15 protein-coding genes and 1 tRNA gene are annotated in these 24,538 nt (G+C 65.1%); 5 read left to right on the top strand and 11 right to left on the bottom strand.

Annotated elements, in window-relative coordinates:
• Nucleotides 1-72: 72 nt before the first annotated feature.
• The 7 genes from CCR96_RS12520 to CCR96_RS12490 form a co-directional block, all read right to left on the bottom strand.
• Nucleotides 73-1,653, bottom strand: coding sequence for a cobyric acid synthase (locus tag CCR96_RS12520; RefSeq protein ID WP_201220445.1), 1,581 nt, complete (start codon nucleotides 1,651-1,653; stop codon nucleotides 73-75).
• Nucleotides 1,654-1,903: 250 nt separating this feature from the next.
• Nucleotides 1,904-3,640 (bottom strand): magnesium-protoporphyrin IX monomethyl ester anaerobic oxidative cyclase, encoded by a 1,737-nt coding sequence (gene bchE / locus CCR96_RS12515; protein WP_201220444.1) that lies wholly within the window; start codon nucleotides 3,638-3,640, stop codon nucleotides 1,904-1,906.
• A gap of 301 nt (nucleotides 3,641-3,941) precedes the next feature.
• Entirely contained in the window at nucleotides 3,942-4,805 is an 864-nt protein-coding gene (locus tag CCR96_RS12510; protein ID WP_201220443.1) for an ABC transporter ATP-binding protein, read from the bottom strand.
• Entirely contained in the window at nucleotides 4,802-5,824 is a 1,023-nt protein-coding gene (locus tag CCR96_RS12505; RefSeq protein ID WP_338035873.1) for a FecCD family ABC transporter permease, read from the bottom strand. The genes CCR96_RS12510 and CCR96_RS12505 overlap by 4 nt, the downstream gene beginning before the upstream one ends.
• 93 nt (nucleotides 5,825-5,917) lie before the next feature.
• Nucleotides 5,918-6,760, bottom strand: coding sequence for an ABC transporter substrate-binding protein (locus CCR96_RS12500; protein ID WP_201220442.1), 843 nt, complete (start codon nucleotides 6,758-6,760; stop codon nucleotides 5,918-5,920).
• Between the two features lie 132 nt (nucleotides 6,761-6,892).
• Nucleotides 6,893-8,002, bottom strand: coding sequence for a tRNA epoxyqueuosine(34) reductase QueG (gene queG, locus CCR96_RS12495; RefSeq protein WP_201220441.1), 1,110 nt, complete (start codon nucleotides 8,000-8,002; stop codon nucleotides 6,893-6,895).
• 13 nt (nucleotides 8,003-8,015) lie between these two features.
• Nucleotides 8,016-8,195, bottom strand: coding sequence for a hypothetical protein (locus tag CCR96_RS12490; protein ID WP_201220440.1), 180 nt, complete (start codon nucleotides 8,193-8,195; stop codon nucleotides 8,016-8,018).
• A gap of 244 nt (nucleotides 8,196-8,439) precedes the next feature.
• Between CCR96_RS12490 and CCR96_RS12485 the strand changes: the two genes are divergently transcribed.
• The 4 genes from CCR96_RS12485 to CCR96_RS12470 all read left to right on the top strand — a co-directional run bounded on the left by CCR96_RS12485 (nucleotide 8,440) and on the right by CCR96_RS12470 (nucleotide 16,146).
• Nucleotides 8,440-9,633 carry a nicotinate-nucleotide--dimethylbenzimidazole phosphoribosyltransferase gene (locus CCR96_RS12485; protein ID WP_201220439.1) on the top strand — a complete coding sequence of 398 codons (1,194 nt, stop codon included), beginning with the start codon at nucleotides 8,440-8,442 and terminating at the stop codon, nucleotides 9,631-9,633.
• Complete coding sequence (locus tag CCR96_RS12480) at nucleotides 9,633-10,223, top strand: histidine phosphatase family protein (protein ID WP_201220438.1); 591 nt, start codon at nucleotides 9,633-9,635, stop codon at nucleotides 10,221-10,223. Before CCR96_RS12485 ends, CCR96_RS12480 begins: the two co-directional genes overlap by 1 nt.
• A gap of 45 nt (nucleotides 10,224-10,268) precedes the next feature.
• Complete coding sequence (gene cobD / locus CCR96_RS12475; RefSeq protein ID WP_201220437.1) at nucleotides 10,269-11,381, top strand: threonine-phosphate decarboxylase CobD; 1,113 nt, start codon at nucleotides 10,269-10,271, stop codon at nucleotides 11,379-11,381.
• A gap of 256 nt (nucleotides 11,382-11,637) precedes the next feature.
• Nucleotides 11,638-16,146: an NADH dehydrogenase subunit 6 gene (locus CCR96_RS12470; protein ID WP_201220436.1), complete on the top strand. Its 4,509-nt coding sequence runs from the start codon at nucleotides 11,638-11,640 to the stop codon at nucleotides 16,144-16,146.
• 44 nt (nucleotides 16,147-16,190) lie between these two features.
• Here the strand turns inward: CCR96_RS12470 and CCR96_RS12465 are convergent, their stop codons facing one another.
• The 4 genes from CCR96_RS12465 to CCR96_RS12450 all read right to left on the bottom strand — a co-directional run bounded on the left by CCR96_RS12465 (nucleotide 16,191) and on the right by CCR96_RS12450 (nucleotide 23,877).
• The gene (locus CCR96_RS12465) at nucleotides 16,191-22,583 is read right to left on the bottom strand and encodes an excinuclease ABC subunit UvrA (RefSeq protein WP_201220435.1); all 6,393 of its coding nucleotides are present in this window, start codon (nucleotides 22,581-22,583) and stop codon (nucleotides 16,191-16,193) included.
• A gap of 48 nt (nucleotides 22,584-22,631) precedes the next feature.
• Entirely contained in the window at nucleotides 22,632-23,204 is a 573-nt protein-coding gene (locus CCR96_RS12460) for a Uma2 family endonuclease (protein ID WP_201220434.1), read from the bottom strand.
• 5 nt (nucleotides 23,205-23,209) lie between these two features.
• Nucleotides 23,210-23,434 carry a hypothetical protein gene (locus tag CCR96_RS12455; protein ID WP_201220433.1) on the bottom strand — a complete coding sequence of 75 codons (225 nt, stop codon included), beginning with the start codon at nucleotides 23,432-23,434 and terminating at the stop codon, nucleotides 23,210-23,212.
• A gap of 368 nt (nucleotides 23,435-23,802) precedes the next feature.
• Nucleotides 23,803-23,877, bottom strand: a tRNA-Val gene (locus CCR96_RS12450).
• A 134-nt stretch (nucleotides 23,878-24,011) separates the two neighbouring features.
• Here CCR96_RS12450 and CCR96_RS12445 point away from each other — a divergent pair.
• Nucleotides 24,012-24,538, top strand: a 527-nt coding sequence (locus CCR96_RS12445) for an N-acetylmuramoyl-L-alanine amidase (RefSeq protein WP_201220432.1), incomplete at its 3' end; no start/stop codon positions are given.

Genomic DNA, 24,538 nt, shown 5'->3' with positions numbered 1-24,538 from the left:
ACAGGTAGTGGGCGGCCTGCCCGCCTTGGCACGGCCCGTAAGGGCTAGGTTGCCTGCGAGTTGAGAAACAGCCTAGCAGGCGAGGGCGAGGAGGGCGTCAAGATCGAGATTGGCCTCGCAATGATCAGCCAGGGCGTCGAGCGCTGCTTCGATACGTTGCTCGAAGTCGAGCGCGGCGGCGCGCGCGCCGACCTGCTCCAGCCAGTGGGCGCGGAAGCCATCGCTGGCGAAGATGCCATGCACATAGCCACCCATCACACGGCCATCAGCGGAGATGGCACCTTCGGCCCGGACGCCGCCCTGGCTATCCTCGAGCAGCAGCCAGGGGCGCTCAAGTCCGGCACCGCCGGTTCGCCCCATGTGCATCTCGTAGCCAGTGACGCGGCAGCCGCTGCGCTGGTCGGTCTGGTCAAGGTCGAGCAGGCGCTTATCGCCGCCGATGATGGTGTCGAGGTCGAGTAGACCAAGACCGCGCGTCTCGCCGGGCTCGCCTTCGATGCCTTCGGGGTCGTGAACCCGTTGTCCGAGCATTTGAAATCCAGCGCAGAGGCCAAGCAGGCGGCCGCCGCGACGGACATGGGCGAGGATGTCGATGTCCCAACCCTCGCGGCGCAAGGTCTCCAGATCGACGCGCGTGGCCTTGGAGCCGGGCAGGATGACGACGTCGGTGGTCGCCGGGATCGGCTCGCCGGGCTGAATCCAGCGCAGGTTTACCGCCGGCTCGGCGGCCAGCGGGTCGAGATCGTCGAAGTTGGCGACCCGCGACAGCCGTGGCACGGCGATGTTGATGCTGCCGCCGCCATTCGCCCAGTCGCCCTCGGCGGGGCGCTCGAGCGCGAGCGAGTCCTCGGCGGGCAGGCGCGCGGCGCCCTCGAACCAGCGCAACACGCCACGGAAGGGCCAGCCGGTGATCCGGGTGATGGTGTCGCAGGCCGGCTCGAACAGCGAGAAGTCGCCGCGAAACTTGTTCACCAGATAGCCGACCACGCGCGCGCGATCGGCCTCATCGAGCAGCAGCCAGGTGCCGACCAGCGAGGCCATGGTGCCGCCCTTGTCGAGATCCCCGAGCACGATCACCGGCACCCGCGCCTGCTCGGCGAAGTACATGTTGGTGATGTCGCAGTCGCGCAGATAGATCTCGGCGCCGCTGCCGGCGCCCTCGACCAGCACCAGATCGGCCTCGGCACAGGTGCGCTCGAAGCTGTCGAGGATGGCCGGCATCATGCCCTGGCGCATCTGGTGGTAGACGCGCGCCGGGCAGTTGCCGAGCGAGCGCCCGCGCAGCACCACCTGCGAGCCGACGTTGGTCTGCGGCTTGAGCAACACCGGGTTCATGTGGATCGAAGGGGCGACGCCGCAGGCGCGTGCTTGCAAGGCCTGGGCACGACCGATCTCGCCGCGCGGTTGCTCGCCATTGGCGTCGGGCGGTCGATCGGAGTCTGCGGTCACCGCGGCGTTGTTGCTCATGTTCTGCGCCTTGAATGGACGCACGGCAAGCCCGCGCCGGCTGTAGGCGCGACAGAGGCCGGCGACCAACAGGCTCTTGCCGACATCGGAGGCGGTGCCCTGGATCATCAGGGTCCGCGCGCGGCGTGGGCCATGGTCGAGCAGCGGGGGGAGCTGAAGGTCGATCGTCGGTGCGGTGTCTGGCATTGATGGTCGCCTACTCACCCCGATCACCGATCGGGAAAAAAGCCATCATCCAGCAGTTGCTTGATGGTATAGGGGCAAGCGCTCGGGAAGGAATTCGGCGTTACGTTGCGTCCATTGGGGGTAGTCGGTCTGATAGAGAGAAGCGAGTTCAGTCATGGCGAATCCTCTCAAAAGACGGCTCCCCAATGATACAAGGTCGCGCCTTGCCGCGGGGCTCTCGGCAGGCACGATCTAAGATGGACGCTGACGACTAAGCCTCCTCGGCCACCGCCTCGCGCTGTTTGCTCGTCTGCAACTCAGGCATCGCAACAGTGGCAGAGGAGGACGCCGGCTTGATGCCGCCGCCGCAGCCACCCGGCTGGCACTTCGGCGAGGCCTCGCCGCCGATTTCGATGTCTTCCATCTGCTGATTGCCACCGCCGCAGGCCATGGGCACGGCCTGGCTGGTGCCGAGCGCCGGACGCTTAGCGGCTGGCGCCTGCTTCCAGGCGTTGTGATCGGGCTCGACGATCTTCGATTTGCTCTTGTCGTAGTCGAACCTGATCAGCTTCTTGAACAGCGGACCCCAGTAGTTCTGCTGACCAAGCTGGTAGAACTTGCGCTCATAGGCGCTCTTGAAGAAGGCCTTGATGCAGCCGATCAGGTATTTGCGACGGAAAGGATCCTTGACCCAGGGATACTGGAACAGCATCCGCTTCATGTAGAAGCGGCGATAGTTGGCCATGACGCCATCGAGCAGCTCGGCGCGGTCGATGCTGTCCGGCTTCATGATCGGCTGCACGAAGTTGTACTTGGAGTAGTCGAAGACCTCGACCTTGTCGCCCATCTCGGCGAACATATCCGAGAACGGCCAGGGGGTATACATCGACCAGTTGGCCATGTCGGCGCCCCAGTCCATGACCATCTGATAGGTCTCTTCCAGGGTCTCGCGGGTCTCGTTCTCGAGGCCGACGATGAACTGCGCCTCGGTGACGATACCGTTCTCCTGCAGTAGCTCGATCGCGCGCCGGTTCTGCTCGATCGTGGTCTCCTTGACGAAGCGATCCAGGTTCAGCTGCGCGGCGGCCTCGGTGCCGAGCGAGATGTGCACCAGTCCAGCCTTGCGATAGAAGGGCAACAGATCCTCGTCGCGCATCACATCGGTGACACGGGTGTTGATGCCCCAATGGATACCGAGATCGCGATCGATCAGCTCCTGGCAGAACTCGACGAACTTGGCCTTGTTGATCTGCGGCTCTTCGTCGGCAAGGATGAAGAAGCCGACGCCGTGGACCTTCACCAGCTCCTCGATCTCGTCAACCATCTTCTTTGGATCGCGCACGCGATAGTCACGCCAGAACTTCCACTGCGAGCAGAAGCTACAGGTGAACGGGCAGCCGCGCGCCATGTTCGGCGTTGCGACCGGGACGCCGAGCGGGATGTAGATGTACTTCTTCCAGTCGAGAATGCCCCAGTCTGGCCAGATCGAGTCGACGTCCTTGATCGAGGGCTCGACCGGGGTGGCGACCACCTGCTGATCCTCGTTCAGATAGGCGATGCCCTTGATCTTCTCGCGCTCTGCCGGCCAACGGCCCTCGTCGATGGCGCGCACCAGATTCAGCGTTACCGCCTCACCCTCGCCGCGCACGATGACATCGATCCAGGGTGCCTCGCCGAACACCTGTTGATACATGAAGGTGGGATGAATGCCGCCGAGCACCGTGATGGCGTTAGGGCATTCTTCCTTGGCGATCTGCAACAGCCGCTGCGCGGTGTAGATCATCGGCGTCATCGCGGTGGTGGCGACAATGTCGGCCTTGGCGTCACGGATGGCGACCCGCAGTTGTTCTTCGTCGAGGTTGTCCACCAAGCCATCAACGAAGTGATAATCGGTGTAGCCGCCCTGCTTCAGATAGCCAGCCAGATAGGCGACCCATGCTGGTGACCAGTTGCCGGCGATGTCGGCGGCGCCGGCGCTATAGTTGGGGTGGACAAAAAGGATGCGCATTGTCAGCTCCGATGAATCTTGCCGTCGCACGCGTGCGCGGACCAGCAGTGAGGGGGTACTGTGCCCACGTCGATCGCAGCCTGGGCAATGGCTGCATCAGCCCGGATTCGGTTGTCGTGGCTCAGAGTGGTGGTTTCTTCGGCTCGTATTGGTGTTGCTGAGCGAGTCGATTGCCGAGGGTACCGCTCGGATACCGTTGCAACAACCTGACAGTCTTTGCCGTCGTGCCAGCATGACACTCGGAGATTATCATGCAGCGGGGCTTGCTGCCCTGGTTGTGCCGCGGCTGAGTTGCCCTGAATCAAACGCTTGAGGCTTTGCTTGCGTTGGGTGGCTGGCAAGCCCAGGGCACGATGTAACGGTGCACCTGGTCGCCGTCCTGATGCTCGCCGATGATCGCTTGCACGCCATAGACGCTGGCGAGATGCGTGGGGCTAAGCACGGTCTCGACCTGCCCGCTTGCGACCGCGACGCCTTGATCGAGCAGCAGCAGACGATCGCAGAAGCGGCTTGCGAACGTCAGGTCATGTAGGACGACGACGACGGTCTGTCCGGCATGGCAGCGGGCGCGCAGCAGCTCCATGACCCGAAGCTGATGCATCGGGTCGAGCGCGGCGACCGGCTCATCGGCGAGCAGGACATCGGCCTCCACCGCGAGCACGCGGGCCAGGCGGGCGCGAGCGCGCTCACCGCCGGAGAGTTCATCGGCGCGGCGCTCGCGCAGTGACCAGATGTCAGTCGCCTGCATCGCCTGTTCGATCGCGCGCTCGTCGGCCTCGGCCTGGGCATTGCCGCCTTTGCGGCCGCCGAGCCCAGCGCTGCCTAGCCCTGCGCCGCGCCACCAACTCCCGCGGTAGGGGTGCCGGCCGAGCGCGACCAGATTTTGGACGCTGATCGGCCATTGCAGGCGGTCGTCCTGGCTCAGATAGGCCAACCGCTGCGCGCGCGCGCGCGCTGACAGTTGCGCCAGCGGCTGACCATCGAGGCTGACTGTTCCGCTAGAGGGCAACAGCTGCACGATGGCCTTGACCAGCGTGCTCTTACCGGCCCCATTCGGGCCGATCAGACCAAACAGTTCGCCGCGCTTGATCTCCAGATCGATGTCCTTCAGCAGCGCTCGGCCGCCGAGTTGGACGGATAGCGCCTCGATTCGCAGCACATTCATAGCATATCCCGCCGCGAGCGCAGCACCAGGGCCAGGAAGAAGGGCGCGCCGACCAGCGCCGTGACCACCCCGAGCTGAAGCTCCTTTGGCGTCCCGATCAGCCGCAGGGCAATATCGGCGGTGAGCACCAAGATGGCTCCACCCAAGGCGCTCGGCAGTAGCAGTTGGCCCGGTCGATAGTGGACGAAGCGGCGCAGCATGTGCGGCACCACCAGGCCGACGAAGCCGATGGCGCCGGTGACCGCGACACAGGCGCCGACGCTGAGCGCCGTGCCGAGGATGATCAAGACCCGCAGCCGTGGCAGATTGACGCCGAGGCTGGTGGCCTCCGCTTCACCGAGGGCAAGTACCTCCAGCGCTGGCGCGGAGGCGAGCAGCAGCAGCACGCCGATCAGCACGAAGGGCAGGATCAGTTGCACATCGGCAAAGCTGCGATCGCTGATCGAGCCCAGCAGCCAGAGCACGATGTCTTGCACATCGTAGGGATTCGGCGCCAGGTTCAAGGCCAAGGAGGTCAGCGCGGAGGCCAGCGCCGAGACGGCGACGCCGGCCAGGATCAGGGTCAGGTTCGAGGAGCCCGCGCGGGCCAGTGCGTAGAGAAACAGGGTTGCGATCAATGCGAACAGCATCGCCACCGCCGGCAGCGCCCAGGCGTTGAGCGCGCTGAGACCGAAGTACAGGGTCAGGACCGCACCCAGGCCAGCGCTCGAGGAGATGCCGAGCAGACCGGGCTCGGCCAGCGGATTGCGCAGCAGACCCTGCAGCGCGGCGCCTGAGGCGCCCAGCGCGAGCCCGACCAGCCAGGCGAGCAAGACCCGGGGTAAGCGAATCTGCTGCACGATGAGCTGATGCGTGTCCGGGCCGTTGCCGAACAGCCCGGCAACCACTTCGCTGAGGGACAGTGGCGCTGCACCGAAGCGCAGCGACATCAGGCTCAGCCCGAGCAGGAGCAGCAGCAGCCCGAGATTGAGCGTCGCCGCTCTAGCGGTCAGCGGCGTTGTCTGTCGGCGTGCGCTCACCTGGTCACCCGTGGTGTTTTCCTGTTCACCGCGCCACCTCAGGTGCCAGTTCCATCATCTCTCGCTCAGGTTCAATCATCATCTGGTGCAGGCTCAAGGCTCAAGCTCGCGCTCGATCGTCGCGAGGCGATCGGCGATGAACTCGGCGGCATCGATCAGCTCGAGTCCCCCACAGCCCCAGGCGCTGCTGCTCGGCATCTGGATGCTTGGCACCTGCTTGAGCAGACGCCGTAACAACGGGTGGCGTCCGTAGCGAGATTTCGATTGCGGTTGTGACTGATCGAAGTAGCCGAGCAAGAACAGATCGGGCGGATCGGCGACGAGCTGCTCGAGTGGGAGGCTACCCCAGCCGCGGATGCCGTTTTCCGCCGCCAGGTTGCGCAGGCCGATCAGCTGGAGCATCGCGTCGACATAGGTTTCGCTGCCAGCAGTGCCGCCATTGGGGCGCAGATAGAGCGCGCCGGGCGCCGGACTCGTCTGTGACGCCCGATAAGATGCCGCGCGCTCAGCAAGGCTGTTGACTCGAGCCCTGGCCTGCGACACCTGCTGCTGTCCAGCGCTGTCGCGTCCGATCTCATGGGCGATCGTCAGTGTCATTGAGAGGGCATCCTCGATCTCGCGGGGGTAGGGGATTGGCACCAGCTCGATCCCTTGTTGCGCCAATAGCTCGGCATGTGGGCGCCCAGACCATCCCAGATAGGTCAGCGCGATCTGGGGCTTAAAGTAGAGCAGCTCCTCGACCGTTCCGCGATTGGCTGGATAGTGGTTCGCTAAGGGCGCCATCGGCGATTGTGCAGGGTCTTGCGCCTGATACGAGACCGATAAGATCTGCTCAGGTGCGGCTAGACGCAGCAGCAGTAGGTCGGCGCAGAGGTTGGTGCTGACCACCGAGGGCAAGGGTGCCAAGGCGCTCTGGGTGTGATCCTCTGTCGCCATCAGCGGCTGGCTGAGCATGGCTGTGATGGTCGCAATGATGGCGCTTGCGAGCGCAACGCGCACAAGCAGCGGAAGCAGGCCGCGGCGATGGCGACCTCGATGGGATGGTATCGATTGAAGAGGCACGAGTCGTTACAGACGATGCTGGGCTAGAGCCCAGCTGACGTGTTCGCGGACCAGGGCGCTCGGGTGCTTGAGGCGAGCTAGCAAGGCTCTGCGGACCGCCTCGGAACTGGGCGCATTGCCCAAGGCGACAGCGATGTTGCGCAGCCAGCGTTCATGGCCGAGGCGGCGGATCGCGCTGCCTTCGGTGCGCGACAGGAACGTGGTCTCATCCCAACTGAAGAGCTCAATCAGGGTGGTCGCATCGAGCCCATGGCGAGCAAAGAAGTCGGTCTCGTTGGTCAGCCGGGCGAAGCGATTCCAGGGGCAGCAGAGCTGGCAATCATCGCAGCCATAGATGTGATTGCCCATCTGCGGGCGCAACGCCTCCGGGATTGGCCCGAAGTGTTCGATGGTCAGATAGGAGATGCAAAGCCGCGCGTCGAGCTGGAAGGGCGCAATGATGGCCTTGGTTGGGCAGATATCGATGCAGGTCTGGCAGCGGCCGCAGTGCGCGCGCGCGGGTTGATCTGGCGGCAGCGGTAGGTCGCAGTAGATCTCGCCGAGGAAGAACCAAGAGCCGGCATCCGGATTGATCAGGTTGGTGTGCTTGCCGATCCAGCCGAGCCCGGCCTTCTCCGCCAGGGGCTTTTCCATGACCGGCGCAGAGTCGACGAAGACTCGCCAGCCGTAAGCGCCGATGCGGTCTTCGAGCTGTTGCGCCAGGCGCTTCAGGCGTGCGCGCAGCACCTTGTGATAATCGCGACCGAGCGCATAGCGTGAGACGAAGGCGCGGGCTGGGTCGGCAAGTGCCGCGTCGATGGCCTGCTGATGTTCGGGAAGATAGTCCATCCGCGCCGAGATCACGGACAGGGTTCCAGGCATCAGCTGCGCTGGCCGTGTGCGCTTGTGACCATGCCGGGCCATGTACTGCATGTCGCCGTGCATCGATGCGCCTAACCAGTGTTGCAACCGGGTCTCAGCCTGCGCAAGGTCGCAGTCGGCAATGCCAACCTGCTGGAAGCCGAGCGCCTGTCCCCATGCCTTGATGTCGAGCGCCAAGGCGTCCAGTGCTAAGGCGTCAATGGCTAAGGCATCGAGCGCGCTTGGCGAGCAGTATTGGCGCGTATCATTCGGCATGGTTTTGCGCCGCTTAGGCGGCGATCTGCTTCGCCACCGCCTGCAGGTGAGGCATAGACTCGCGCGCCAACAGGAACGGCAGTGGGCCAAGCTCGGTGAGGTCGACGGCACCGCCTGTGATGGCATCGAGCAGGGTGGCATGGTCGGGGTACAGACGCATCTCGTGGGGGCGCGGCAGTAACCGCGTTCTCATCACTCAGTTCACGAGCCCTGCACCAACCATTCGTAAAGCGCATGTGAAACCATGCAAAACGGTAGGCTTAGCCGACGAAGAAGACAGGTAATGCTTAGTATTGTTAGCCTATGCCATAAGAAATGACAAGTCGTCATGCTTAGCTGCCTTGAGCGCTTGGCACAGTAGGGCCTTGACAGTAGATCAAGCCGCAAACGTACAGTTTGGTCCATCCCAGTTTGGTTTAACGCCCGAGGAATAACCGTTGACTCTTGATCTCGAATGGCTTCATACCCCCGCTGCAGCGGTCGACCTAGATGCGCGCGAAGCCGCTGTCAACCGCCAGGGCGAGCTGACCAAGCCGCTAGGCTCACTCGGGCGGCTGGAAGACATCGCGATTCAGCTTGCCGCCCTGCAAGGGCGAGAGCAGCCAGCCTTGGGGCAGGTGCAGATTGCCGTGTTTGCCGCCGACCATGGGGTTGCTGCGTCAGGTGTTTCGGCCTTCCCGCAGGCGGTCACGGCGCAGATGGTCGCCAACATGGCCTCCGGTGGTGCCGCCATCAGTGTACTGGCACGGGAAATCGGCGCCGGGATCGAGCTGATCAACCTTGGCACTGTGGTCCCCGTGCCAGCGCATCCGCTGATTCGGGATGCGGTGATAGACGCCGGCAGCGCCAACCTTGCCGAAGGTGCGGCGATGTCGACTGAGCAGCTCGTGCTGGCGTTGGCCGAGGGTAAAGCGGCGGTGCGGCGGGCGCGTGCGGCGGGCGCCGAACTCTTCATCGCGGGAGAGATGGGGATCGGTAACACGACCCCAGCAACAGCGCTCGCTTGCGCCCTGCTCGCGCTGCCGGTGGTGGATCTGGTCGGCCCGGGCACCGGGCTTGATCGCGGCGGCATCGAGCGCAAGCGCGCGCTGATCGAGCGAGCACTGACGTTGCATCGTCGTCAGCTTGGCGATCAGCCTGGGAATCTACCTGGCGGTCTGCCTGGCAACCAGTTTGGCGATCCACTCGCCGATCCACTCGCCGATCCACTCGCCGATCCACTCGCCGATCCACTCGCCGATCCACTCGCCGATCCGCTCGCCGATCCGCTCAGTGCGCTAGCGCGGCTTGGCGGCTTCGAGATCGCGGCGATGACGGGTGCCTATGTGGCCTGTGCCCAGCAAGGGCTACCGATGCTCATCGACGGCTTCATCAGCACGGCGGCAGCCTTGGTCGCAAGCCGGCTCTGCCCAGGGGCGGTTGATTGGATGTTGCTTGCGCACGCCTCCGCTGAGCCCGGGCATCGGGCGATGGTCGAGGCAATTGGGCTGCGGCCATTGCTGGACCTCGGCATGCGCTTGGGCGAGGGCAGCGGCGCCGCAGCAGCGGTACCGCTGTTGCGTCTGGCCTGTGCGCTGCACGCGCAGATGGCGACCTTTGCCGAGGCGGGCGTCGCGGCTCAGGCCAGCTAATGTCTCGCCTGGTCGATCTGATCCGTCACGGTGAGGTTGCCGGCGGTGCTTGCTTTCGTGGTCGACGCGATGACCCGCTCAGCGCGATGGGCTGGTCGCAGCTCGAGGCTGCGACGGCCGATCAGACAGCCGGAGGACGCAACCGCTGGGATCGCCTTCTCTGCTCGCCGGCTTCGCGTTGCGCGGGCTTTGCTGACTGGCTTGGAAAACGGCTCGGGCTGCAGGTCGAGCAGGTTGAGGCCTTGCGCGAGCGCGATTTCGGTGCCTGGGAAGGGCTGCGTGCAGATCAGATCCCGCTTGATGACCTGGCCCGCTTCTGGGCGGACCCGAGCGGCTACGATCCGCCGAGTTCGGAGCCCTTTGCGGTCTTTCGCCAGCGTGTGATCGATGGCTGGTGCCAACTGCTGGCCGGGGGCGGAGATCACCTGCTGCTGATCACCCATGGCGGCGTCATCCGAGTGATCCTGGGCGAACTGCTCGGCATCCCCGCCGAGCGGCTGATCCTGCTCGAGGTGCCAACCGCCTGCCGCTCGCGTGTACGGCTGCCCGCCGAGGGTGGCCTACCCAGTCTGATCGCTCATGGCTGCTGATCCGGTGCGGATCATGAACGCAGCGCATCGCCACCAACTTGGATGATGAGCCGCTTGTTTCGGGCTGAGCAGACTCAGCAGGATGGCCAGGATAGCCTTCGACACGGCGGTAACCTTGAGGTGCTGGCGCGCCGCAGCGGCCGCGCAGCCGCTTCGCTGCTTGATTTCAGCGCCAATATCAACCCGCTCGGCATGCCCGCGGCTGCGCGCGCGGCCTTGATCGCTGGCATTGATGCCCTCGGTCATTATCCCGATCCGGCCTGCACGGCGTTACGGGCCGCGATCGGCCAGCATCTGGACGTGGCATCTGATCAGATCCTGGTCGGGAATGGCGCCGAGCAGCTGATCTGGTGGCTGCCGCGGCTGCTCGATGCCAGGCGGGTACTGGTCACCGCGCCGGCCTACCTCGATTACGGGCGCGCCGCTGAGGTCTGGCAGCGACCGCTGGTGTCGATTCCGCTCCCGCCCGAGGATGGGTTCGCGCTCGATCTCGAACGTCTCTCGACGCAGTTTCGCGCGGGCGATCTGGTCTGGATCGGTCAGCCCAACAACCCGACTGGTCGCCTGGTCGATCCCGAGGCGTTGCGACGGGCTGTAATCGCCCATCCGCGGGTCGATTGGGCCATCGATGAGGCCTTTATCGACTTCGTCAGCGGGACCGAATCAGCTGCCCGCTGGGCGCTTCCGAATCTCATCGTCATCCGCTCGATGACCAAATTCTATGCGCTTGCCGGTTTGCGGCTCGGCTATGCGGTGTTGGCGCCGACGCGCGCTGCCGCGTTCATGCGGTTACTCCCGGAGTGGTCGGTCAACAGCCTGGCCGCCGCGGCCGGCACGGCGATCCTCAACGACCCGGCGTTGCCTGAGTTCTCACAGCGCACGCGCACGTTGATCGGCACTGAGCGTCGCCGGCTGACTGAGGCGTTGCGCCGGCTTGGTCTGGAGGTCATTGATAGCGCAGCCAATTATCTGTTGTTACGACTGCCGGAGCAGGCGCCGATGGCGGCCGAGCTCGCTGCGCGGTTGCTGCGCTCGGAGGGTATCGCCGTGCGCGTCTGTGACGATTACGCGGGACTCGATGCGCGCTATCTGCGTATCGCAGTGCGCCTTGAGGCCGAGAATCGGCGATTATTGGCGGCGATGAGGCGCTTGCTCTGATCGCTTACCACCTGCGCAGGTAGGGTTAAACAAGCGCTCCATCGTCTCGGGTGGCGACGCGCTATGTTCGTTAGACCGATACCAGGCGGCGTTCGGACGTTCCTTGACAGCTCTCGGGGGTCACCAGGCTATGCTGTTTTCTGAGAGTTTGCTGGCTGCTCAGCAACGAAGCCCGGGCGATGGCCTATGCGATGGCCTACCGATCCGGCTCGTCGATTCGTTGCCATTATTGGCGCCACAGCGGGTGTCGCACGGGATGTCGCGGCAAAAGCAGCCCCTTTTCCGCTCCCTGTTCCTGTTCCTGTTCCTGCTTCAGCTCGGCCTGTTCGCCGCGCTGGGTACGGCCTCTGCCGACGAGGGGCCAACGATACCGGCTCCACTCGCACCTTGGGTCGATTGGGTGCTGGAGGGCGAGGATCAACGCGCTTGTCCGATCGGCGCGGATGGCACGGCTGATCGCGTCTGCGCCTGGCCGGGTCTGCTGCAGCTCGAGCTCGACGACAACGGTGGTCGTTTTGAGCAGGCCTGGACGCTGGCCGCGCAGAGCTGGCTGCCGCTGCCCGGTGGGCGCGGACAATGGCCGCAGCAGGTGAGTGCAAATGGCTTGCCGATCGCGGTGGTCGAGCGCGATGGGCGGCCGATGATTCAACTCGACGCAGGTGAAAGCGCGGTTCGCGGGCGCTTTGCTTGGCCGAGACGGCCGGATGTGCTGCGGGTGCCGGCCGAGATCGGGCTCCTCAGCCTGAGCCTGAATGGGAGCGCGATCGATCAGCCGCGCCTGGATACCAAGGGTGGGATTTGGCTGGGCGCCGAGCGCCAGCCGTTGCAGCGGCAGGAGCCGGATAGCCTGTCGATCGAGGTGATGCGCCGCATCGAGGACTCGGTGCCGCTGAGGGTGCAGACGCGTCTGTTGCTCGAGGTTTCGGGTCAGCCGCGCGAGCTGCTGCTGGGGCCGGTCGTCCTGCCAGGCGGCATCCCACTGCGCCTCGAGAGTCCGTTGCCGGCGCGCTTGGTTGATGCGAGGTCTGATGCCGAGCCGGATCAGCAGTCCGATCAAGCCAGGTCCCTGTTGCAGCTGCAGCTGCGACCTGGCCGCTGGGAGCTGACGCTGGAAAGCCATCATCCTGGTCCAGTGGCTGCACTTCACCTGCCGCAGCCGCCGGCAACCGGGACCTCTGAGTGGCCGGCGCAGGAGGTTTGGGTCTTCGCGGCCCAGCCATCTCTGCGCCAAGTCGAACTCAGCGGTGCGCACCCGATCGACCCGCGCCAGACTCGCCTGCCGCCAGCCTGGCAACAGCTGCCAGCCTATCTGCTCCAGGCCGGACAGACCCTCAGGCTCGAACAGCTGAGCCGTGGCGCCTCAGGGGTGGATCAGGTTCGTCTCGAGCGTTCCCTGCGGCTGGACTTCGATGGCGCTGGGCTGAGTCTGCGCGATCGGCTCAGTGGTGTGGTGCAGGAGCGCTGGCGGATCGATGCCGAACCGCCGCTGGTGCTCGGGCAGGTGCGCGTCGACGGCGAGCCACGGCTGATCACCCGTATAGATGGGCAGGGTTTAGCTGGGCAGGATCAGCGCGAAGGCGTTGAGCTGCGCGCTGGTCGGCTCGAGCTGACGGCGGACGCACGTATCGACAGCGGTCCGGTCGGTTGGCAGTTGGATGTCCCCGGCTCGGGTTGGAGCCTGCCGTTGAGCAGTGCCAGGACCTGGCTCGATCTGCCGCCCGGCTGGGATCTGCTCGCCGTCGACGGCGTCGATAATCTGCCCGATAGCTGGCTCGCGCGCTGGACGCTGCTGGATATCTTTCTGGTGCTGATCGCGGCATTGGCCGTTGCACGCGTCTGGGGCTGGCCTTGGGGGCTGCTGGCGTTGCTGACACTGGTGCTGACCTGGCAGGAGCCAGGCGCACCGCGGTGGGCCTGGCTGAACCTGATCGCCGCGGCGGCGCTGGTCAGCCTGCTGCCGGGGCGTTCCGGCTCCGACTCGACGCCCGATCAGAGGCCTAGCGTGACGCCTGGCTCTGCGCCTAGCATGACGCCCAATATGACGCCCAGCATGGCGCCGGGCCCGTCGCCGGGCGCGAGCGCGGGTGCTGTCGATGCGCAAACGCTGGCCGCCCAGCGCGGCCCGAGTTGGCTGGGTGGACTGGTGCGGCTCTATTATCGGCTCGCGCTGCTGACCCTGGCACTGATTGCAATCCCCTTTCTGGTCAGTGAGATGCGCGATGGACTCTTCCCGCAGCTGGAATCCCATGGCGGTGGTCTGGTTGGCCTGGGGATTTTTGCTGATGGCGCCGTTGGACGCGTCGCGGATCTCGACGCGAGCCACTTACCGCAGAGCGCACCGGCGGCAGCGGCAGCCGGGGCGATGCTGAGCAAGCGTTCCGGGGCGCTGTCTGAGGCTGCCCCGGATGTGATCCCGAAGCCGCTGCCAAGCCTCGATCCTCAGGCGCAGCTGCAGACCGGTGTTGGGGTGCCGAACTGGACCTGGAGCCGGTTTGAGCTGAGCTGGAGCGGGCCGATGCCGCCCGAGCATCGGTTGCGACTCTGGTTGTTGCCAGCCTCGGCGACGCTGGTGCTGGCGATCGTCACGCTGCTGCTTGTACCGCTGCTGGGGCTGCGGCTCGCTGATCGGCTACCGATGCGGCTGAAGGCAGATCAGGGCAGGGTCCTGCCCCTGATCGGGGTTGGCCTGATCGCCAGCGCCGGCATCTGGCTAGCGCCGAGTCCCGCTCTCGCAGCGTCTTGGTCTGCTGCGGAGCACGAGTCTGAGCCCGATCGCTATCTGGTGCCTGCGCTGGCGAATGCCGCATTCCCTTCGGCAGCGCTGCTCGACCAGCTGCGAGAGCGGCTGTTGGAGCCACCGGATTGCGTACCAAACTGCGCCGAGATCGCGCAGTTGGTGCTGGATGCATCGGCGACTGAGCTGCGCCTGCTGCTGGCCGTAGACGCTGCTGCGGCGGTGGCCTTGCCGGTTCCCGGCGCCCGCAGTGGCTGGTCGCCGGCCTTGGTGCAGTTGGACGGTGCGGCCTTGGGTCGCCTGCTGAGACGGCCCAATGGCGAGCTTGCGGCACCGATGCCGCAAGGTCGCCATCTGCTGCTGTTGTCCGGGCCGCTGGGCAGCGCTGATCAGATCGAGATCCCGCTGCCGTTGCGTCCGCGCCTGGTCGAGTTGAGTCTTGATGCAGGCTGGCGGCTGGAGGGCGTTGGTGCGGATGGTGTTCCCGGCGACCAGCTTCGGCTTAGCCGTCTTAGCCGTGAAGGCGGTGTGCCGATTGCGCTGCGCAATGATCGCGTGCCGACCATGCCGAGCAACGGCCTCGATGCGGGCCTATCGTCGGATGTATCCGGTTTACCGGATGCGTCGAACGCAGAGACCAGGTTACCGCCGCTGCTCAAGATCACGCGGACGCTGCGCTTCGGGCTAGACTGGGGTCTGACGACCGAGGTCGAGCGGCTTTCGTCGCTCGACCAGCCGGTTAGCGTGCGAGTGGGCTTGATTCCAGGTGAGTCGGTGACGACGGCTGGGGCCCAGGTCAACGAGGCCGGGGTTCTGGTCTCGCTGCCACCAGGACGTGCACGCATGCGCTGGAGTTCGGCATTGCGTCCAGTTGATCATCTGGTGCTCAACGCGTCGACGGACCCACGGCTGACCGAAGCATGGCGTCTCCAGGTCAGCCCGATCTGGCACCTGAGCGCGGAGGGCGTGCCGGCCGTGCAGCCACCCGCGGGTAACGCTTCCTGGCTGCCGACCTATCGGCCCTGGCCGGGCGAGGTGCTGCGCCTGAGTCTGTCACGGCCGCTGGCGGTCGCTGGGCCAACCCTGACCTTGGATCGCAGCCGCTATCAGGTGCGGCCAGGCTTGCACTCGAGCGAGGCCCGGCTCGAGCTGAGTCTGCGCAGCAGTCAGGGCGGTCGGCATCTGTTGCGGCTCCCGCAGGGGGCCGAGCCGACTCGACTGAGCGTTGATGGGCAGCAATGGCCATTGATCACCCAGGGCAACGCGGTCGACCTGGCATTGACGCCAGGCACGCAGGAGATCGCGCTCGATTGGGTGGCGTCTGAAGGGCTCGGCCTGGTCTATCGCCCGAGCCTGGTGGGTCTCGGCGTGGCTGGTGTCAATGCCGAAACCCAGGTACGGCTCGGCGCCGATCGCTGGCTGTTATGGACCTCGGGACCTGGCATCGGTCCGGCCGTGCAGTTCTGGGGCCTATTGGTGGTGATTGGCATCATCGCGTTGTTGCTCGTTCGCGCGCGTCTGACACCGCTGGGCTTCACTGATTGGCTCTTGCTTGGCGTTGGCCTCAGTCAGGTCTCGGTCTGGGTCGGCGCGCTCGTCGTGCTCTGGCTGTTTGCGCTCGGCGCGCGTCGGCGGCTCGGAACAGCGATCGCGCCTTGGCGGTTCAATCTCACTCAGGTCGCGCTGGTGGGGCTGACCATGGTCGCACTCGGTGCGCTCTTAGTCGCCGTGCAACAGGGGCTGCTGGGGAGTCCGTCGATGCAGGTCGCCGGCAATGGCTCGAGCGCAACCGCGCTGAATTGGTACCTCGATCGCAACGGCGAGAAGACGGCACCGGTCACTGTGGTTTCGGCGCCGATCTGGATCTACCGGCTGCTGATGCTGGCCTGGGCACTCTGGCTCGCCTGGCGCTTGCTGGACTGGCTGCGTTGGGGCTGGCAGGGGATCGTCGAGCCGACGCCCTGGCTGCAGTCAAGGCGCCAGGCGTTGAAGCGCAAGGTCAGCGAGCAGAATCTGAGTATTGATCTCTGAACCGCGGGGCGTTCGTTCATGGCCGGTCGTTATCGCGACTGACTCTATCGCGACTGAGTCTCGGCCATCGCATGCTGGCGCAACGCCTCGGCGGTGTAGCCGACCCCGCGGGCGATCAGCTCGGCGGGATGACCTTCGGCAACGATGCGTCCGCCCTCGGCCCCAGCCTCAGGGCCGAGGTCGATCACCCAGTCAGCGGCGGCGATCAGGTCCAGATCGTGCTCGATCACCAAGACCGAATGGCCGGCTTCCGCCAGGCGTCGCAGCACGCCGATCAGGCGCTCGGTATCGGCCATGTGCAGGCCAACCGTCGGCTCGTCGAGCAGATAGAGGGTTGGACGACTGCTGCTGCCATCGGCCGTCGGGCGCGCCTTGGCCAGCTCGGTGACCAGTTTCAGGCGCTGCGCCTCGCCGCCGGATAGGGTCGGGCTGGCTTGGCCGAGCGCCAGATAGCCGAGCCCAACCGCCTGCAGCAGTTCGAGCGGATGCCGGATGCCTGGATGCGCGTGAAAGAGCGCGACAGCCTCATCGACGCTCATGGCCAGGATCTCGCCGATGTCCTTCGCCAGGTATAGGATACGTCGGGTCTCGGCATTGAAGCGGGTGCCGTCGCAGACCTCACAGGGGAGTTTGACATCCGGCAGAAAGCTCATCTCGATGCGTTGCACGCCTTGGCCCTCGCAGGCCGGGCAGCGACCGTCGCCGGTATTGAAGGAGAAGCGGCCTGGTCCCCAACCGAGCATGCGCGCCTCGGGTGTGGCCGCGAACAGACGGCGGATGCGATCCCAGATGCCGATGTAGGTCGCTGGGCAGGAGCGCGGGGTCTTGCCGATCGGCGTTTGATCGACCTCGAGCACGCGGCTTAGGGCCTGCCAGCCGCCTAAGCCGCTGCAGCCGTTGAGATGGCTGATCGCTGCCTTGGGGGCGCGGCTGCCGCTGCTGCTGCTGTTGGTGCCCTTGCTGCCCTTACTGCTAGTGCCGCCGGATGGTTGGCTGAGCAAGGCCTTGAGCGAGGCGCCGAGTACATCGCGCACGAGGCTCGACTTGCCGGAGCCAGAGACGCCGGTGACGCAAACCAAGCGGGTGAGCGGGATCTGGACATTGAGCTGTTGCAGGTTGTGCAGCGAGGCCGCTTCGATGTGAAGCCAGTGCTTCACCACAGCCGGCATCCGGTGTTTCGTTTGCGATCTGGTCTGCGATGGGCTCGAATGCTGGGGCCGTTGATCGCGGCCGAGACTGGACTGGTCCTTGCCGTCTTGCTGCTCGGACTGCTGTGCGGATCGCAGTGGCGCCTGCTCAAGCAAAGACTCGATGCGGCCGCGCGCGAGATAACGACCGGTCAGCGAGGCTGGGTTGGCGGCGAGCGCCTGGGCATTGCCGCGGGCAACGATCTCGCCACCATGGATGCCGGCCCCGGGGCCAAGGTCGATGATCTCGTCGGCACGGCGCATGGTGGCGGCATCGTGCTCGACTACGATCAGGCTGTTGCCCTTGTCTTTCAGCTCGCTCAAGGTCTCGAGCAGTCGCTCATTGTCGCGTGCATGCAGGCCGATGCTCGGCTCGTCGAGCACGTAGCAGACACCACGCAGGTTGGAGCCGAGCTGCGCCGCGAGCCGGATGCGCTGGGCCTCGCCGCCAGAGAGGGTGGGCGCGGCCCGGTCCAGACTCAGATAGCCAAGACCGAGGCGGTCGAGAAAGCTGAGGCGGGCGCGCAGCTCGGCGAGCAGGTCGCGGCCGATGGCGGCCTCGCGCTCGCTCAGCGTCAGCGTGGCGAAGAGCTGGCCGGCGTCGGTCACGCTGAGTGCCGATAGCTCGGCGATCGAGCGTTCGCGAAAGGTCACCGCGAGCGCTTCCGGGCGGAGTCGCTGACCCTGGCAGCTGGGGCAGGGTGTTTGGCTGCTGCCGTCGCTGGCAAGCCATTGCCCTTCCTCGCCGCTCTGCTCGGCATCGAAGCCGCTTAGCTTGAGCCCGGTGCCGAAGCAAGTCGGGCACCAGCCATGCTTGGAGTTGTAGGAGAACAGACGCGGATCAGGTTCATCAAAGCCGGTGCCACAGCTAGGGCAGGTACGTTGCGTCGAATAGGTGCGCGGCGCCGCTTGGTCGTTCGTGTTGATCTCCTGTCCGTTGGCGCCGGTGGGACCAGGAGTTCCGCTGGGACTGGGTTCAAGGTGCTCAGCAGGCAAGGCGCGCACCAGCCCCTTGCCGATGCTAAGGGCCTGATCGAACTGCTCGGAGAGCAGGTCTTGGTGCGAGCCATCGATCTCGATCGGCGCAAAGGGCAGATCGATCCAGTGATCGCGAAACCGGTCGAGCTTGGGCCAGGGGTCGACCGGCTGCAGCTCGCCATCGACGAAGAGATGCTCAGCACCGCGCCGTTTGGCCCAGTCGGCGAGCTCGGCGTAAGTGCCCTTGCGCGCAATCACCAACGGCGCTAGCAAGCGTAAACGCCGTCCGCGGAAATCCTCGCTGATGCGGCTCAGGATCTCGGCACGGCCTTGGGGCCGGATCGGGACCTGGCATTCGGGACAATGCTGGATGCCGAGCTTGACATAGAGCAGGCGCAGGAAATGGTGGATCTCGGTGGTGGTGCCGACCGTGCTCTTGGGTCCGCCGCGGCTGCTACGCTGCTCGATCGCGACCGTGGGCGGGATGCCAAAGAGGGCATCCACATCGGCGCGCGCCGCCGGTTGCACGAACTGTCGGGCATAGGCGTTCAACGACTCCAGGTAGCGGCGTTGGCCCTCGGCGAACAGGATGTCGAAGGCCAGCGTGCTCTTGCCGCTGCCCGAGACCCCGGTGATGACGATGAACTGGCCGCGGGGGATCGAGAGGGTCAGATCCTTGAGGTTGTGCTCGCGGGCGTGGCGGATCAGGATCGATGCCTCGGGCTGAGCCTGCTGACTCGATGCCTCGATCCGGATCTGTTGACTCGATGCCTCAGCCCGCGTCTGCTGACTTGATGACTCAGCCGGGGCCTGCTGACTATCCGCGAGCGGGGTCGAATAGCCGACTGGTATCTCGGCGACGGCTGGCGCCAGCTCGGGCGCGTGATGCGGCGCAGTCGCTTCGCGCAGCGCGCGTCCGGTATGGCTGCTGAGATCGGCAGCAATCATGTTTGGTGTGCCGCAGGCAACGATCTCGCCGCCGCCATCGCCGCCCTCCGGGCCGAGATCAATGATCCAGTCGGCAGCGCGTATCAGATCGACGTTGTGCTCGATCACGATCAGCGAGTGGCCAGCGTCGATGAGGCGCCGAAAGGCACCAAGCAGGGTGGCGATGTCGGCGAAATGCAGACCGGTGGTCGGCTCGTCGAACAGGAATAGCAGGCCGGGCTGAAGCCTGCTTGAAGCATTGTTGTCCTGCTCGCTCTTATCCTTATCCTTGCCCTGGTCATTATCCTTATCCTTAGTGTTTCGCTTTGGTTTGCGGCCCGCGGTCTTCGCCAGATGACCGGCCAGTTTCAGGCGCTGCGCCTCGCCACCTGAGAGGGTCGGCACCGGCTGGCCAAGGCGCAGATAGTCCAGGCCGACATCGACAAGCGGCTGCAAGGATCGCTGCAGCTCGCGCTGATCGGGGAAGGCCATGAGCGCCTCTGCGACCGTCATCTCCAACACATCGGCGATGTTGGGGCCTTTCGCTAGCCCGATCGGCGGCGTGGCATCGATCAGGCTCGCCCCTCCTGCTGCCTCGCTGGCACTGGCGGCATCATTGCAGGCATCACTGGAAGCCTGACTGGAGGCGTTGCTAGAGTCATCATTGGCGGTAGCAGTGGTGGCATCACTCGCAGCATCACTCGCAGCATCAATGGCGCTTTCGGCCTGGCTTGCGCGTCCGATCGGGTGGCCGTCGCCGCTGGCACCGGCGTCAGCTGTTGCAGAACCGGTCTGGCTCATGATGGCCGGCTTGCGCGTTTCTGCCTCGGCCGGCTGCGAGGCGAGCAGCGGTAAACGCACCTCCAGGATCTCAGGTCGGTAGCGGCGCCCATTGCAGTCTGGGCAGCGCAGGTAGACGTCGGAGAGAAATTGCATCTCGACCTGCTCGAAACCGGAGCCAGAGCAGGTCGGGCAGCGGCCGGGACCAGCATTGAAGCTGAAGTGGCCGGCCTTGAAGCCACGCTCGCGCGCCAGTGGCACAGCCGCGAACAGCTTGCGGAGTGCGTCGAGCGCGCCGACGTAGCTGGCGGGGTTTGAGCGCGAGCTGCGGCCGATCGGGGATTGATCGACCATGACCACGTCTTTGATCAAGGCTTCGCCCTCGACCGCGCTGCAGTCGCCGAGCGGCCCCTCCGGATGGCCCTTCTGCTTGGCCAGATGATGGAACAGCACCTGCTGCACCAGCGTCGACTTGCCGGAGCCGGAGACGCCGGTGACCACGACCAACCGTTGCAGCGGCAGCGCTAAGTCGACCTCCTTGAGGTTGTGCTCGCGCGCGCCTCGAATCTGCAACTTGGGCTCATCTGGCCTTGGTGGCTGCGGATCGCGTGACTCGGCAACCTGACGCCGGCCGGCGAGGAAGTCGCCGGTCAGCGATGCGGGCTCCTGCATCAAGGCTGCCGGCGCCCCCTGAAACACCAGTTGACCTCCTCGCTCACCGGGGCCTGGGCCAATGTCGAGGATGCGGTCGGCGGCTCGCATCAGCTGCGGATCATGCTCGACGACCAAGAGCGTGTTGCCAGTATCGCGCAGCCGCTCGAGGATGCGCACGACTCGATCCAGGTCGCGCGGATGCAGGCCAATGCTAGGCTCGTCGAGCACGAAGAGGGTATTGACCAAGGCCGTGCCGAGCGCGGTGGTCAGGTTGATGCGCTGCACCTCGCCACCCGAGAGCGTGCGCGTTTGGCGCTCTAGGGTCAGATAGCCGAGCCCAACCTCGGTCAGATAGTGCAGCCGTGAGCGGATGTTCGCGAGCAGCAGCTCCATCGCCTGATCCAGGCTGCCAGGTAGGTCGAGCGCATCGAAAAAGTGCGCTAAGTCCACAATCGGCAACACCATCAGATCCTGGATGTTCAGGCCGGGGAGGCCGAGCCAGGCCTGCTCTGGCAAGCGGCTGCGCGCATGGCGGAAGCGTTGACGTCGATCCATCGCCGCATCGGCCAGCGCATGATCGCCGATGCGGAAGTCGAGGGCGCTGTCCTTGAGTCGCGCGCCGCCGCAGTCGGGGCAGGGATCGTAGCTGCGATAGCGCGAGAGCAGCACCCGCACATGCATCTTGTAGCTGCGCCCTTCGAGCCAGGCGAAGAAGCCGCGGATGCCATACCAGACGCGCTTGTGCGGGTCGTCGTCCCAGTCGCCTTCGCCCTCTAGGACCCACTGTCGATCCGCCTCGGTCAGCTCGGACCAGGGGATGTCGGTCGGGATGCCGCGCCGATGGGCGAAGGCGATCAGGTCCTCCTGGATTTCCGAATAGCCATCGGACTGGATCGGCTTGATGGCACCATCGAGCAGCGACTTGCGCGCGTCCGGGACCACCAGGTCCCAGTCGATGCCGATCACGCGACCAAAGCCGCGACAGGTCTCGCAGGCGCCGACCGGCGAGTTGAATGAGAACAGGCTCGGGATCGGGTCGCGGTAGTCGATGTCGCAGTCGGGGCAGTGCAGGTCGCGCGAGAAGTGCCAGGGCTGGCCTGGCTTGCGCTCGGCATCGAGTGGATAGACCCGCACCCGGCCGCCGCCATGCGCGAGCGCCGCCTCGAGTGCTTCTAGGGTGCGGCTGCGGTTATCTTCATCAAGCCGCAGCCGGTCTTGGATGACCTCGAGTCGTTTGTCGTCCTCATGCAGGAAGCGGATGTAGCCCTGCTGCGCGAGCAGCTCCTTGAGCTGTTCGGGGCTGAGGCCGTCTGGTATCGCGAGTTCGAAACAGACGAGCACAGGGGGTGACGCTTTGTTGCGCTCGCTTGTCTCGAGCGTCGCAATGGGTGCGCTGCCCGCTGCCGGTGCTCGCGAGTGATCCTGAACAGGCTGGCGATGAGGCTTGTGGTCGGTCGGTTCTGTCGCATGGACGCGGCGCTGGAGCGTCGCCCAGATCGCTTCAGCGCTGTCGCGCCGGACCTCGCGGCCGCAGCCATGGCAAAACAGCTGCGCGGCACGGGCAAACAAGAGCTTCAGGTGATCGGTCAGCTCGGTCATGGTGCCGACCGTGGAGCGCGAGGTCCGCACCGGGTTGGTCTGGTCGATCGCGATCGCCGGCGGGATACCCTCGATGCGGTCGGCCTGGGGCCGGTCCATTCGGTCGAGGAACTGGCGGGCATAGGGCGAGAAGGTCTCGACATAGCGGCGCTGGCCTTCGGCGTAAACGGTGTCGAAGGCGAGCGAGGATTTGCCGGAGCCCGAGACGCCGGTAACGACGATCAGCTCGCCGAGCGGCAGGTCGAGATCAAGGTCTTTGAGGTTGTTCTGACGGACGCCGCGCAGGCGGATGCAGTCGTGGGCGTTGGACACGGGGGCGCTAAATCTGAGCCATGGCAGCGGCCTCTCGCTAGACTCTCGCTAGAACAGGCCGGTTAGATCGATCACAGCTTGTGGCAGGCAGAGAGGGCACAGCGCGGAAAGATCCGCGGCCTGGCTGGCCTGAGCGTAGCCCTGTGGGCCGGGGTCGCGATAGCGCCAAAGGGCTTGGCCGGCGAGGTCGACCAGCCAGCATTCTGGGATGCTGGCGCGTGCGTAGAGCGGCAGTTTCTTGTCGCGATCGTAGCGCAGCGAGGTTTCGGCGACCTCGATCAGCAACAGCACATCTGCGGGCCTTGGATGGCTCTTGGCATAGAAGTCATCGCGCGGACGGAGCAGGGCGATATCGGGCTCGGGCTCGGAGAAGTCGCTGAGTCGGAAAGGATCTTGCACGGCCAGAATGGCATCGGTCTCGCTGAATGCGCGCGCGAGACGATTGGCGATGCGCTTGACGGCACCGCCATGTGGGCTGCCGATTGGCGGCATATCAATAATCTCCCCGTCGATCAGCTCGACGCGGTCGTCTTCGCCGAGGATGTCGGCCTGGCCCATGCGCTCATAGTCATCGACGCTGAGGCGGTGACGTTGGTAGAGGGTCTCTGCGGTGGCAGACATCGTCATCAGTCGTTGGCTGGCGGTGTCTTGTCGGCGTTGGTCACGTTCGCCTCTGTCGCCTCTGTCGCCTTTGTCGCCTTTGTCGCGTTGGCCTCGTTCGCGTCTTTGGTCTGCTTTGCCTCGCGCTCCTCCTTGAGACGCTGCAAGTTGTTGCGCTGGTTGATGTAGAAGTAGCCGACGACGCCGACGATGACCAGTAACTCGAGGGCTTTGAAAGAGCCAGTATCCACGATGTGTTCTCCTCTGCGTTGAAAGCTGAGTCGATAAGTTGGGTCATTAAGCAGGCCCTGGAAGCCTGAGCGTGGCTGGAGGTCGACCAGCCAGACCTCGGGGACGCGGTGGGCTGCGTACAGGGGCACTTGACCTCCTGGCCGTAGCGCAGCGAGCTGGCGCAGATCTCGATCACCAACAGTACATCGTCGGGCTAGGAAGCAGACGATCGCTACGGTAGTCGGGTCGCGTTGTGTAGGATCAGCGAGCAGCACCCGGTATATGAGATCGCCTGAGATTCGCGTTAAGACGACAGATGCAGGAAGCGCGACGATTGCTCAGGATCAGAAAAGGGGGCTGTAAAGGCGATGCAAGCGATTGAATTGAATGGTGGGCGCGGCTGGGTTCGAACCAGCGACCCCTGCCGTGTGAAGGCAGTGCTCTCCCACTGAGCTACGCGCCCGACATCTGCGAAGACTGGCAAGAATAGCGGAGGTGATCGAGGTGGTCAAACCAAAATCATCGCGTGTCGGCGCGCTGTGTCGCGCTGCTTTGATCTTTGTCCTGACCCTTGTTCTGACGCCATCGTCGCAGGCCATGGAAACGGTCCCGGTCCCTGGCGAGCCCCGCCAAGAGCCGATCAAGCGGGTGATCATCCACGCGACTGGCGGGCCTGACTGCGATCCGGCGAGGAGCTTCAAGGGCGGCTCGCTCTCGGGCATCGTCAAGCACTTCCGGGCCAATCAGGGCAAGATCAGCATCCATTACATCATCGGCCGAGATGGACAGCGGGTGCGCATGGTGCCTGAGTCGGCAGTGGCCTTTCACGCGAGGGGCCAGAACGCCGATTCGATCGGCATCGAATTGGTCAACGATGGCGATGGCAAGGACCGCTTTCCTGAACCGCAGATTCGCGCCTTGGTCGATCTGTTGGCGGAGATCCTGACCCGACATCGGCTCGGACTGCTGGCGTTGCGGGGCCATGAAGAGGTGGATCAGGCGTCGTTCAGCTGTCAGGGACGCAAGATCAAGCGCAAGCAAGATCCGGGAGCGGCCTTTCCTTGGGGTGAGGTGCTGAATCAGCTGAGACTGCGCCTGCAGGGTTCGGCGGCGCCGGTCGCTGC

It is taken from the genome of Halochromatium roseum, from assembly GCF_016653315.1.
Lineage (GTDB): Bacteria > Pseudomonadota > Gammaproteobacteria > Chromatiales > Chromatiaceae > Lamprobacter > Lamprobacter roseus.
The sequence above is the reverse complement of the archived record's forward strand: the minus strand, read 5'-3'. Positions and strand labels throughout refer to the sequence as shown.